9 protein-coding genes and 1 riboswitch are annotated in these 11975 nt (G+C 63.5%); of the genes, 4 read left to right on the top strand and 5 right to left on the bottom strand.

Annotation, left to right across the window (positions count from 1 at the left end; translation table 11 throughout):
• Positions 1-8: 8 nt before the first annotated feature.
• Positions 9-122: riboswitch (SAM riboswitch) on the bottom strand.
• A 165-nt stretch (positions 123-287) separates the two neighbouring features.
• The 3 genes from AC5RU9_RS19595 to AC5RU9_RS19585 are packed head-to-tail and all read left to right on the top strand — an operon-like array spanning position 288 to position 4248.
• Positions 288-1616, top strand: a complete 1329-nt coding sequence (locus tag AC5RU9_RS19595; RefSeq protein WP_494017774.1) for an NtaA/DmoA family FMN-dependent monooxygenase — start codon at positions 288-290, stop codon at positions 1614-1616.
• A complete protein-coding gene (locus AC5RU9_RS19590) occupies positions 1616-3175 on the top strand; it encodes an aromatic amino acid ammonia-lyase (RefSeq protein WP_494017773.1) in 1560 nt (519 codons plus the stop codon). Before AC5RU9_RS19595 ends, AC5RU9_RS19590 begins: the two co-directional genes overlap by 1 nt.
• Positions 3175-4248: a PLP-dependent cysteine synthase family protein gene (locus AC5RU9_RS19585; RefSeq protein ID WP_494017855.1), complete on the top strand. Its 1074-nt coding sequence runs from the start codon at positions 3175-3177 to the stop codon at positions 4246-4248. The genes AC5RU9_RS19590 and AC5RU9_RS19585 overlap by 1 nt, the downstream gene beginning before the upstream one ends.
• A 178-nt stretch (positions 4249-4426) precedes the next feature.
• On the opposite strand, the gene AC5RU9_RS19580 is transcribed toward AC5RU9_RS19585, so the two are convergent.
• From AC5RU9_RS19580 to AC5RU9_RS19570, 3 genes are all read right to left on the bottom strand, one after another.
• The gene (locus AC5RU9_RS19580; protein ID WP_494017772.1) at positions 4427-4909 is read right to left on the bottom strand and encodes a carboxymuconolactone decarboxylase family protein; all 483 of its coding nucleotides are present in this window, start codon (positions 4907-4909) and stop codon (positions 4427-4429) included.
• A 258-nt stretch (positions 4910-5167) separates the two neighbouring features.
• The gene (locus AC5RU9_RS19575; RefSeq protein ID WP_494017771.1) at positions 5168-6622 is read right to left on the bottom strand and encodes an amino acid permease; all 1455 of its coding nucleotides are present in this window, start codon (positions 6620-6622) and stop codon (positions 5168-5170) included.
• Positions 6623-6870: 248 nt separating this feature from the next.
• On the bottom strand, positions 6871-7812 hold the full coding sequence (locus tag AC5RU9_RS19570; protein WP_211713637.1) for an aminodeoxychorismate lyase: 942 nt from the start codon (positions 7810-7812) through the stop codon (positions 6871-6873).
• Positions 7813-7898: 86 nt separating this feature from the next.
• Between AC5RU9_RS19570 and cls the strand changes: the two genes are divergently transcribed.
• Positions 7899-9371, top strand: coding sequence for a cardiolipin synthase (gene cls / locus AC5RU9_RS19565; protein WP_211713746.1), 1473 nt, complete (start codon positions 7899-7901; stop codon positions 9369-9371).
• Between the two features lie 13 nt (positions 9372-9384).
• On the opposite strand, the gene pabB is transcribed toward cls, so the two are convergent.
• On the bottom strand, positions 9385-11418 hold the full coding sequence (gene pabB, locus AC5RU9_RS19560; protein WP_494017770.1) for an aminodeoxychorismate synthase component I: 2034 nt from the start codon (positions 11416-11418) through the stop codon (positions 9385-9387).
• Positions 11415-11975 (bottom strand): low molecular weight protein-tyrosine-phosphatase, encoded by a 561-nt coding sequence (locus AC5RU9_RS19555; protein ID WP_494017769.1) that lies wholly within the window; start codon positions 11973-11975, stop codon positions 11415-11417. The genes pabB and AC5RU9_RS19555 overlap by 4 nt, the downstream gene beginning before the upstream one ends.

Here is an 11975-nt window from a genome sequence, read left to right as displayed (position 1 = left end):
GTGCTCCTCAGTCACGCTTGCAGTTCGAATCTGTCCGATACGCCGAGTAGTCACCTGAGGCACCCCGCCGGAGAGAGGGTTGCCGACCAGCAAGTCAGGGCTTCGCGCTGGTACTCATTACTCAAGAAAAACGTAGCATTCAGGGCGCCCGGGCTGCATGTGGCGGGGGGTTGCCCGCCGTCATGTTGCGTAACCGGAGGGTGCTGTGGCAGGGCCCATTTATGACGCCCCGGGAGCATAATTGACGCAGTACGTCCCCCTGTAACTTCGCAAGAAATCAGGTCGCGGTGAACGGACAGAGCAGTTCTACACTCAAGCCCATGCTGCATTTTGGATGGTTCGTGGGCCACGGATTCGGAGTCCAGGGCTGGGGGACTCCCGGCTACAGCCTGGGTTATGACTGGAAGAAACCCGCCCTGTACCAAGAGGCCGTGCGCGCCTTCGAGCGGTCCGGGCTTGACCTGTTCATCATTGAGGACTCGCTCACCGTTCCGGACACGTATGGCGGTACGGCGGAGGTCTCGCTTGCTCACGCGTCCTTCGCGCCGAAGCACGACCCATTGGCGTTGGTCCCATACCTCCTCTCCGCCACAGAGCACCTGGGGATCGTGCCTACCGTCAGCGCCTCTTTCTATCCGCCCTTCACTGCCGCCAGGCTGCTGGCCACGTTGCAGCACTTCTCCGAGGGCCAGCTGGGCTGGAACGTGGTGACGTCGGGCAGCGACCTCGCCGCCCAGAACTACGGGCTGGATCAGCAGATTGAGCACGACTTGCGGTATGAGAAGGCGGAAGAATTCGTCGACGTCGTGAGGCGGCTTTGGCGGAGCTGGGAACCTGGCGCCGTGCTTGAGGACGTTTCCGCCGGGGTATTCGCGGACCATACAAAGGTGCACCCGATCAACCATGAGGGCGACTTCTTCAAGGTCCGTGGCCCGCTGAACACGGCGCCCCTGCCGGAGGAACCCGTTTTGGTTCAGGCGGGGGCTTCACCCCGCGGCAAGGCCTTCGCTGGCGGGCATGCCGATGTAGCGATCGCCTTGGCACGAGGCGTGGACGGGATGAAGGCGTACCGGGACTCCATCCGTGCTGAGGCTGCGAAGGCCGGCAGGAACCCCGATGACGTGAAGGTACTGTTTGTCCTCAAGCCCACGGTGGTCGGTTCCGCTGCGGAAGCCGAGGAACTGCGCGCCCAGAGGCGTGAGCTCACCCAACGCGATATCGACAGCCAGCTCAACTCCATCTCATACCTCTCCGTGATCGACTTCAAGCAGTTCGACCTCGATGAACCACTGCCCGAGCTGAGCACCAACAGCAACCAGGGCACCCTGGAGCATTTCGCCAAAGCAGCGCCGCCAGGTTCCACGCTTCGCCAGATCCTGCAGGCCCGTAGTGGCGGGGCAGGCGACTCAATCATCGGTACTTCGGGCGAAATCGCCGACTACCTCGAAGAAACCGGCTCTGCCGTGGGCGGAGATGGGTTCCTCTTCTCCGGCTTCGTGGATCCGGTTACGGTGCATGGGGTGCTGGACAAGCTCACCCCGGAGCTGCGCCGACGGGGGCTGTTGAGGAAGAGCTATGGCAACGGTGGATTCCGGCAGAACCTCCTGGACTTCTGATGGCCTCCGATGATCCAAGAACCCTGGTGATAGGAACGGCCCCAATACGGGCGGAACGCGTGGCTCTGGCGGCCAGCGATGCCTCGTTTCACGTGAAACTCAACCATGATGCGTTGACTTTGCTTGGACGCTCCCGCGAGATCCTGGAGGAGGCTGCCTCTTCCGGCCAGAGGGTCTACGGACTCAACACGCTGCTGGGATCCGGTCGGGACACGGTTGTGGAGGACAAGTCGATCCTCAGTTACCAGGTGCAGGTTGTCCGGTACCACAACAGTGGTGTGGGCCCATATCTGGACCGCGCCGCCGCCCGTGCCGTCATCCTGGCCCGGCTCGTCGGATTCAGCCGTGGTGGCTCCGGAGTTCGCCCCGACACGGCCCGCTTCTATGCCGAACTCCTGAATCGCGGCGTCCACCCCGCTATCCCGGCCGAAGGCTCAGTGGGCTCATCGGACCTCACCCAACTCGCCGCCGTCGCTGCTGTCGCCCTTGGCGAAGGTGAAGCGTTCGATGCCGACGGCGCCTTGGTTCCGGGGGCCAAAGCGCTCGCCGACGCCGGGCTGCAGCCCCTCACCCTCGCAGCCGGCGAAGCCCTGTCACTGGTGAGCGCCAACTCCTACTCCGTGGGCGTCGGCGCCCTGATCCTCCTGCGGTTGCGGCACGTAGCCGAACTTGCCGACGTCGCGCTTTCCCTCTCGCTTGAGGCAATCGCAAGGTACGACGGCGGTGGGAACCTCAGCCCGTTTTCGCCGGCGATCCAGGCAGCCAAGGCGGTGGACGGCCAGCGGGACTCGGCCGCTGCTGTTCGACGCCTTTTGGGCGGCGGCTGGCTGGAGGATGTTCGGCCTGGGGTTTCGGTTCAGGACGCTCTCTCCTTCCGCGCCGCACCGCAGACGCACGGGGCATTCCGGTCCCTGGTTTCGGACCTGGGCAAGGCGCTGGAGGTGGAACTGAACGGTCGCGGTGACAACCCGCTGGTGGACGTCGGGTCCGGGCTGGTGGTGTCCGGCGGGAATTTCCAGCCCACGCAGTTGGCGCTGTCCTTCGAAGTGTTGCGGCTCGCTTTGGCCCATGTGGGCATTTCCAGCGAGCGGCGCATCGCCAAGTTGTACCCGCCGCAACGCGCCATCCGGGCCAAGCACCTCGCCGCAGCCACCGACGAGTCGGGCCTTGCACATGAAGAACTGCCGGGACTGCTGTGGTACTCCGCCGCGGGGCTCCTGGCTGAACTCAAATTCCTGGCAGCGCCGGCAACCCTTGGAGCACCAACCCTGTCCGCCGACGTCGAAGACCACTCCACCCTGGCCCCACTCGCGTTGCAGCAACTTGAAAAGTCGCTGGAGGCCGCGGAGAAGCTGTTGGCGATTGAGGCCCTCACTGCGTCCTACTTGCTGCTTGAAGCGGGGGCCGCGCAGCCACTCGGGAAGGGGACGGGCGCCGTCGTCGGACGTTTGGCCGATGTCCTTGCGGACCGGCCGTCCGCGCCGGATTTGGTGGAGAGGGCGCGGTCTGGGCTGCGCGAGGCCGTGCAACAACTTATCGAGTCCGAAGGAGGGGAATGATGGTGAACACCGCTATCCGCAAACACGGCGCGCACTCAGCCGAGCCGACGCCGGACGTGCTGGATGCCTCAGTCCTGGACAAGGTGGGGAACACCCCACTGGTGAAACTCGAGGCCATGGGCCGTGGGTTGGGCAGCGCCATCCACATCAAACTCGAATCCGAGAACCCCGGGGGCTCCATCAAGGACCGCACAGCCTTGAGCATGGTCCGTGCCGCTGAACGCTCAGGGGAGTTGAAACCGGGCGCCACCATCGTGGAGAGCACCTCCGGAAACACGGGGATCGGACTGGCCCTGATCGGGCACCTCACCGGCCACCCGGTTGTTGTGGTCACCGGCGACACCATCTCGCAGGAGAAGCTCGCCGCACTGCACAACTACGGCGCACGCGTGATCCTCACGGACTGGAACGCGCCCTCGGAATCGCCGGAGAACGCCCGTGCCGTGGCTGCCCGCATCACCGCAGAGACGCCCGGCGCCTGGCGGCCGATGCAGTTCGACAACCCAGCCAATCCCGCCGCGCATTACGAGAATACCGGCCCTGAAATCTGGGAACAGACAGGCGGCTTGATCACACATTTCGTGGCTAGCATCGGCACAGGCGGGACCATCAGTGGCAACGGGCGCTTCCTGAAAGAACAGGTGGCAGCTTCACGGCCGGGCGGTCATCTGGAAGTGGTGGGCGCAGACCCCTACGGATCCGCGTACAGCGGCGGCCACCCCGGCGAAATCCTGGTGGATGGCGTGGGTAACTCGTGGCCCGAACCCGAGTGGCCCAAGGCTTTCAACCGCGGGATCGTGGACCGTTTTCTCCGGATCCCCAACGACGAGGTCTACACCACGGTGCATCGGCTCCTGGACGAGGAGGGGCTCGCTTTGGGACCGTCGTCCGGGCTTGCGGTGGCTGCAGCCCTCCGGGTGGCCCGCGCCGCGCCGCACGGTTCGGTGGTGGTTGCCATAGCCCCCGACGCCGGCACCAACTACCTGAGCAAAGCCTTCAACCCTGTTTGGCTGGCAGAGCACGGCATCCGCCTGGCTGCCGACGTTCCCGAAGCGCGCAACCCCCGCGAGTAGATCCTCTCTCACGTTCCGCCCGCTTGGGCCGGACGCTCTGTCACGTTCCGTCCGTTTGGGCCGGACGCTCTGTCACGTTCCGCCCGCTTGGGCCGGACGCTCGCTCACGTTCCGCCCGCTTGGGCCGGACGCTCGCTCACGTTCCGCCCGCTTGGGCCGGACGCTCTCTTCAGTGCGGCTACTTCTTGGCCACGCGTACGGGGTGCTCGCTCAGAATGGAGAGCCGGTTGAAGGCATTGATCCCGATCGCTGCCATGCAGAGGACGCTGATCTGTTCGTCGCTGTAATGCTGTCGCGCCCGTTCGAAAAGTTCAGGGTTGGGGCGCGATGTGCTCATTCGCGTGATCTGTTCGGCCATCTCCATGGCTATCACTTCAGCGGGCTCGAATAATTGAACTTCCCGGTATACGGCCACCAAGGAAAGCCTCTGCTCTGTTTCGCCGTACTTCAATGCCCGCCGGTGGTGAAGATCCAGGCAAAATGCACAGCCGTTGATTTGCGAGGATAAGTAATTTATGAGCTCGAGGGTTCGCCGCGGAACACCTAGCCGGTCAGCTTCTTCGACGAGCTGTTGGGAATAGTGGCTGAGCGTGGCATAAAGGTCGGGCTGCTGCTTATCCAGATAGCCGGCAAGACGTGGTTTCGTTTCCTGTTCGGGCATGGATGGAGCCTAACGCACCGCGCGCGGGCCAACGAAGTGAGTGAGGGTTGGGTTGAAGGGGGTGGGGTGTGAGTGAGGGTTGGGTTGAAGGGGGTGGGGTGTGAGTGAGCGTTGGGTTGAAGGGGGTGGGGTGTGAGTGAGGGTTGGGTTGAAGGGGGTGGGATGTGAGTGGGGGTCGGACGAAACCAGCCCCCGGGCAACCCGGTGAGGTTGCCCAGGGGCTGGTCCTTCGTCACGCCAGGTCGGGGAGCCGTGGGCCTAAGCGCCGGCAACCTTCTTGAGCGACCGCCGTCGTCCGTACTTGAAGTAGAAGAATGCGTAGCAGGCTCCAACGAACGGCACGCCGAACAAGAGCGCCGCGACCTGGTTGGGATCAAAGGCGATGCCTATCAGCGACACCACGCACAAGGTGAAGGCCAGGATCGGGACCAAGGGGAAGAGCGGGGCCTTGTAGGGGAGCGTCGAGACGTCGCCCCCGTTCTTCACGAAGGTTCGGCGGTAGATGAAGTGTGAAGCGACAATCGACATCCAGACGCCCACCGTCGCGAAGCCGGCCACAGACACCAGCACCAAGTAGACCGTTGCCGGCGCCACAACACTGCTGATCAGGGAAGCCAGGCCACCGAGCATGCTGACGCACAGGGCGATCATGGGGATGCCGCGTTTGGTCAGCTTCTTGAAGGCCTTGGGTGCGTGGCCTTCGTCTGCCAACGAGAACAGCATGCGGGCACAGGAGAAGAGTCCGCAGTTGCCGGCCGAAAGCAGGGCGGTGATGATCACGAAGTTCATGATGTCCGCGGCGAAGGGGATGCCCAGCATGGAGAAGACGGTGACGAACGGGCTCTCGTCCACGCTGACTTGCTCGTAGGGGATGGTGGCCGCGATGACCACGATAGCGCCGACGAAGAAGATCATGAGCCGGATGACCGTAGTACGCATCGCTTTGGGGATGTTCGCCCCCGGGTTGGCGGTTTCGCCTGCTGCGACGCCGATGAGTTCGGAGCCGGAGAACGCGTAGAAAACAGCCAGGCACGTAACGAAAACACCCGTGAAGCCATTCGGGAACAGGCCGTCGGGAGTCGCGAAGTTCTCCCCGAACGAAGGGAATCCGCCTGTGGCGAGGGGGTGGAAGCCCGCCAGCGCAGCGCCGCCCAGGATGATGAGGCCGACGACGGCGGCGACCTTAATGAGCGCGAACCAAAACTCTGATTCACCAAAGACACGCGATGAGATGGCATTCAGCGTGAAAAGGACTGTTGCGAAGACGAAGCACCAGATCCATACATCGACACCGGGGAACCAGCGCTGCATGAGTAGGCCGGCGGCCGTGAATTCCGAGCCCAAGGCCACTGCCCAGCAGAGCCAGTACAGCCAGGCGGTGGCGAAGCCTGTTGCAGGGCCGATGGTCCGGGCCGCGTAGATGTGGAAAGCGCCTGAAACGGGGAACGCTACGGCGAGTTCTCCGAGGCAGGCCATCACCAGGTAAACCACGACAGCGCCGATGAGGAAGGCCAGGACCGCGCCCAAGGGGCCTGCGGTGGCGATCGTGTAACCGGAACTGACGAACAGGCCAGAGCCGATGACGCCACCCATGGCGATCATCACCAGGTGCCGGGCCTCCATGGACCGGCGAAGACCTGTTGACGGGGCGTCAGTCTGGGTCTGCGCCTTGGTTGCCGATGCTTCGGCTTCTGTGGGGGAGCTGAGTCCCATATTCCCTCCGGGAAGTTAGCCAGCAAAGTTTGGGTAGTGCCAGCCGGACGTGATCCAACTAACACGAGAACAAGATTCATCACATGACGGATGAGCATTTCAAGGAGGATAAGAAATGCGGTTGGACCCGCAGGAACCTTTGGGCTGAGGCCAAGCTTTTCTTATCTAAAAGTCACGCGAGCGATTACTTTGCTTGCGATCTGCTAGGTTCCAAGCGGAGCTCCCACGGCCTCGATCCGGGGTCGGGCTTATTCGATTCCCGCGAACAGCTCGTTCAACTCGGCTGTGAGCTGCTTCCGTACCGCGGGCGTGCCGATTTCCTTGCCGTTGATGTGGTTCACAGGAGCGATCAAGCGGATGCTCGAGATAAGCCAAACAGCGTCGGCGTCGAACAGGTCCTGTGGGACGAGGGGCCCGTAGCCAAGTTCCCAACCCGCGGCTTTCGCTGCAGCAAACAGGGCGCCTTGGGATGTTCCGGGCAGAATTCCGCTGTCGTGTTGGGGCGTGATGAGACGGCGTACGGTCTTGACGGAACCTTCGCCGTCGTCGACCTCTTCAAGGTGCGCCAGCAACACGGTGGACGTCGGACCTTCCAGGACGCGGCCGTCCGTGGAGGTGAAGATGGCGTCGTCAGCTCCCTGCTTGTGCGCGTAGCGAAGCGCCGCCATGTTGACCGCATAGGAGAGCGTCTTGGCGCCAAGCAGCAGCCAGGGTGCCCGCTCGCCGGCTTCCGTGTCGAAGCCGCGGTCCAGAAGGACGACGTCGATGCCCGTCTCGCGCTGCCGGCGGCTGCCCGCGGGGGATGGCGAAGCCTGTACCCAACAAGTGGGGTTTGCCGCGCCTTCAACGCCGCGGGTCACGATCAGCTTCACGACCACCTCATCCTCCTCCGGCGTCGCGGCCGGGTGGAGGTGGCGGAACTCGGTAATGGCGGTGTCGATTGCCCTGCGCCAGGCGTCCTGCTCCGGGAGTGCCAGATCGAGTGCGGCAGCGGAACCACCCAAACGGTTCAGGTGTGCCTGCACCTTGCGGGGGCGTCCTTGGACCGCCAACAGCGATTCGAACACTCCATCGCCACGTGTGGCACCCAGATCCGTTGCCATGAGCTGGGGTTGGCTGGAATCGGCAAGACGGCCGTTTTCGAACGCGGGATCCAGGAAAACCAGGACCGTGGGGGCAGGTGAAGTCATGGTCCCAGCTTAGTGCCGGGCCATTGAATATGACTTTGCCGGATAGGCTGTGGTCACTGTTGTTCACGGAACGTGGGGGTTGGTCGGTGCTCTTTCCTTTTCCTTTTGGCCAGGAGTGGACCTGGTTATTGGGTGTCTGGGCCATTGTGGAAGTCGTCATGCGCATTGTGCTGCTCGGCGTCATTCCCGGCAATCGTCGTCCCACCACGGCCATGGCATGGCTTCTGGCTGTGTTCCTCATCCCATCTGTCGGCTTTGTCCTGTTCCTCCTCTTCGGAAACTTCAAGCTGTCAAAGCGCAGGCGGGAGCAGCAGGAAGAAGTTAACCGCCGGGTCCGCGCCGTAACCTCCGATCTCTCCGATCCCGTGAGCGTTTACTCAGGCCCCGAATGGGTGAAATCGGCAGGCGAACTCAACCATCGGCTCGGATCGTTGCCCATGGTTGACGGCAACAAGGTGGAGCTCATTCCTGGCTACGAAGAGTCCATTAAGGCCATGGCCGAGGCAGTCCGGGGCGCCAACAGGTACGTCAACGCAGAGTTCTACATCATGAGCAGCGACTCCGTTACGGACGAGCTGCTGACGGAGTTGGAAAAGGCCGCTGAACGTGGCGTCACTGTCAGGCTGCTTTTCGATCACATCGGCACACTCCGGGTTAAGGGCTACCGCCGGTTGATACGCAGGCTCAAGGCTGGAAAGATCCAGTGGCGGCGGATGCTCCCCCTGCTTCCGATCCATGGCCAGTGGCGGCGCCCGGACCTCCGGAACCACCGCAAAATCATGGTGATTGACGGCATCGTTGCCTTCACGGGCTCGCAGAACCTGATCGAACCGTCGTACAACAACCCCAAGCACCGCAAGGTGGGCCGCAAATGGGTTGAGCTCATGTCCCGTCTCGAAGGTCCGATCGTGGCAACCCTCAACGTCGTGTTCGCGACAGACTGGCTCAGCGAGACAGACGAATCCCTGGAGGACCAGCTCCGGCTGCCCTCCCAGCCTTCTCCGGGCAAGGTCACGGCACAGGTGGTTCCGAGTGGTCCAGGTTTTGCGACAGAGAACAACCTCCGCCTGTTCAACACCCTGATCTATTCCGCGCAGCACAGGATCTCCATCTGCAGCCCGTACTTCGTTCCGGATGACTCGTTGCTCTACGCCATCACCACCGCGGCACAGCGGGGCGTGGACGTGGAGCTATTCGTCTCCGAGAAGGGCGACCAGTTCCTGGTCCACCACGCGCAACGCTCCTATTACGAGGCCCTCCTGGGTGCCGGGGTACGCATTTACCTGTACCGGGCGCCGTACGTCCTCCACGCCAAGCACTTCACCATTGACGACGAAGTGGCGGTTCTTGGTTCCAGCAACATGGACATGCGCTCCTTCTCCCTGAACATGGAGGTTTCGGTGATGCTGTTGGGCGCCGAAACCGTGAACCTCATGCGCGCCGTGGAGTCCACGTACCGCGAGGTGTCCCGTGAGCTTATGTTGGAAGACTGGGTTGATAGGCCCCCGCTGGCCAAGTATGTGGATAACGTGGCCAGATTGACGGCCACGCTGCAGTAGCCCTCAACAGGTATCAGCCAGGGAACTCCGCGCCCAGCGTGGACAGCACGCCGTAGGCCTTGGTCCGGATTTCCTCGTACTCGTCGTCGGCCACCGAATCCGCCGTGATGGCCCCGCCCACGCCCAGGCTCAGGGTTCTCCCGCCTGCACCGGAAGGGTTTACCACCAGTGTTCGGATGACCACGGCGAGGTCTGTCGCAGCGTTCAGCGAGAAGTAGCCGATAGCTCCCGAGTAGATCCCCCGAGGCCCCGATTCGAGGTGGTCGAGGATGTCCATGGTGCTGATTTTGGGCGCGCCCGTCATGGACCCCGCAGGGAAAGCGGCCGCTACCGCTTCGGCCCGGGGGGCACCCGGATTGAGGTGGGCATCCACCGTGCTCACCATTTGGTGGACCGTGGCGTAGCTTTCGATCGCGCATAACCGGCTTACAGTGACCGAACCCGGGATGGCGAAGTGGCTGAGGTCGTTGCGCAGCAGGTCCACGATCATGATGTTCTCCGCGCGGTCTTTCAGCGAGGTCTCCAGGTCATGCTGCAAGGCTGCGTCTTCAGCGGGGTTGGCACTGCGCCCGCGGGTGCCCTTGATCGGTTCGGCGCGCATGCCGCCGTCGGACAGGATACGAAGGAACCGTTCGGGCGACGTGCTTGCGACCACCAGTTCGCCGAACCGCAGGTAACTGGCAAATGGTGCCGGGTTCCGGCGTCGAAGGTTAAGGTACGCAATCCAGGGGTCGAGGTCGCCAGCGGGGGCTTCAAGGGTGGTCGTCAGGCACACCTCGTAGGTGTTGCCTTCTGAGATTTCGTGTTGGGAGGCCGCGATTTTCCGCTTGTAGTCGGTCGCGGAGTCGCGGCTGACGAATTCGGGGACGATCCCCGATGAGGCGGCGACGCCGGCGGCCGCCGGGACAGCAGCAGCCCCGACTGCGGTGCGTGCTTCGTGGAACCATGCCTCGGCGTCGGGCGCATCCAGCGCGAGAAGCCACGCGGTTTTTTCGCGGTGATCGAGGACGACGGCCCGTCCAGCGAAGAGGAGCGCGGCGTCAGGGGTTTCGGACTGGACGTCGCTGCCGCCGGTTTCGCGTTTGAGCTCGTACCCAAGGTATCCGAGCCAGCCGAGCGTGAACTGGCCGTCGTAACCGCGGGGTGCGCGGACGGCCCGGCGGCCCCACACGGAGTCGAGCCAGCGGAAGAACGTCCCGGATGTGGTCACCGTGGCGGAGCCTGCTGTTACTTGGGTGGCCCCGGACCGGTGGGTTGCCAACTGGCCGTAAGTGCCGCCGTCGTCCGCCAAAATGCTGAAGCGGCTGCGTGCCGCGGCCTGTGCCGTCCCAGCAACTGACGACGCGTTGGAGGAATCAAGCCAGACGGCGTTGGCGGACTGGCCGTAGAGGGACTCGAAGAGCTGGGCTGCGTCAGGCATGGCGTCCACACGCTCGGAGCGCAACTGGAGTCCGCGGCGGGCACTGAGCTCCGGCGCGAGGATTGCCGCCAGGGATGGCAGATACATGAGGGCCTGCAGCACGTCGTCAGGTGCGCTGCCATCGGCGAGGTTGAGGACGTGGACGTCCGCGGCGCTGGCCGCCGGGTCCGATTCCAGCCAGGCGTCTTCCTGCGCAGCCCAGCTGTCCCAGTACGGTTCGTAGGTACTTCCGTCCCGCGTCAAAGCCCGACGACGGCGGTCGTCACCGGGGGACTCGACCCACACCACGGCGTCCAGCATCGGCCGGGCAGCCTCAGCAGCGGCACCCACGCCTTCCACGATCACGATCTCGGCCGGCAGGGTGACTTTCAGGCCGCCGTCGTAATGGCGTTCCCAATCCCAACTTGTCCATTCGGCGGCGAGGCCGGCATTCAGCGGCGGGAGGACCGTGGCCACGTAACGTTCGATGCCCGGCATGAGGCCGTTCCAGCCGGGGTAGATGTCTTCCAGGTGGAACAGTGAAACTTTGTGGTGCTGCCGCAACCGGGCCGCCAATTCGACAGCCAGTGTGGTTTTTCCTGCGCCGGACCTGCCGTCAACAGCGATGATCACGGGTGCAGGGGTCATGACATAGAGGTTACCTGCTGGGGCTCGCCGGATTCGGCCTCGACCTGGGGGCCGATGGCTGTTTTGACATGTTGCACGATCCCCGGGATGGCGTCGTTGATGAGGGTCCAGGTGGTGTCGAAGTCCGTGTGGCCCCCATACCAAGGGTCTTCGATGCCCAGATCGAGCGAGCTACGCCCGGCCACGTGCGGATCGAAGCTGCGCAGCATCCTGACTTTTGCCAACGAGCCGGCGTCCGGGGCGCCTTCCTGGAGCCACCCGAAATGATCAACGTCCAGGGCGAGGATCAGGTCCCGCTCAGCGAACCATTCGTGCCGCCATTTGCGGGCGACATGGTCTTCTGAGGCGATGTGTTTGGCGGTCAAAACCCTGGCTGCACGGGGGTCTATGGGGTGCCCGACCTCGTAACCGGTGGTGCCGGCTGAATCGACGGTTACGTGGTGGCCCAGCCCTTCCGCTTTGAGGGCCTCGGTGAGCATGAGCGCCGCCATGGGCGAGCGACAGATGTTTCCAGTGCAGACCGTGATGATGCGGTATGGGCTCGACGTTGAGTACAT

The sequence above is a fragment of the Arthrobacter sp. B0316-5-4 genome (genome assembly GCF_059090325.1).
This window is presented reverse-complemented; position numbering and strand designations above follow the sequence as displayed.

What these genes read in the sequence shown, in the direction of transcription:
- AC5RU9_RS19590 (WP_494017773.1), top strand. Translation starts at nt 1,616, where the DNA reads ATGGCCTCCGATGATCCAAGAACCCTGGTGATAGGAACGGCCCCAATA.
- AC5RU9_RS19575 (WP_494017771.1), bottom strand. Translation starts at nt 6,622, where the DNA reads ATGGGACTCAGCTCCCCCACAGAAGCCGAAGCATCGGCAACCAAGGCG.
- AC5RU9_RS19580 (WP_494017772.1), bottom strand. Translation starts at nt 4,909, where the DNA reads ATGCCCGAACAGGAAACGAAACCACGTCTTGCCGGCTATCTGGATAAG.
- AC5RU9_RS19570 (WP_211713637.1), bottom strand. Translation starts at nt 7,812, where the DNA reads ATGACTTCACCTGCCCCCACGGTCCTGGTTTTCCTGGATCCCGCGTTC.
- pabB (WP_494017770.1), bottom strand. Translation starts at nt 11,418, where the DNA reads ATGACCCCTGCACCCGTGATCATCGCTGTTGACGGCAGGTCCGGCGCA.
- AC5RU9_RS19585 (WP_494017855.1), top strand. Translation starts at nt 3,175, where the DNA reads ATGGTGAACACCGCTATCCGCAAACACGGCGCGCACTCAGCCGAGCCG.
- AC5RU9_RS19555 (WP_494017769.1), bottom strand. Translation starts at nt 11,975, where the DNA reads ATGTACTCAACGTCGAGCCCATACCGCATCATCACGGTCTGCACTGGA.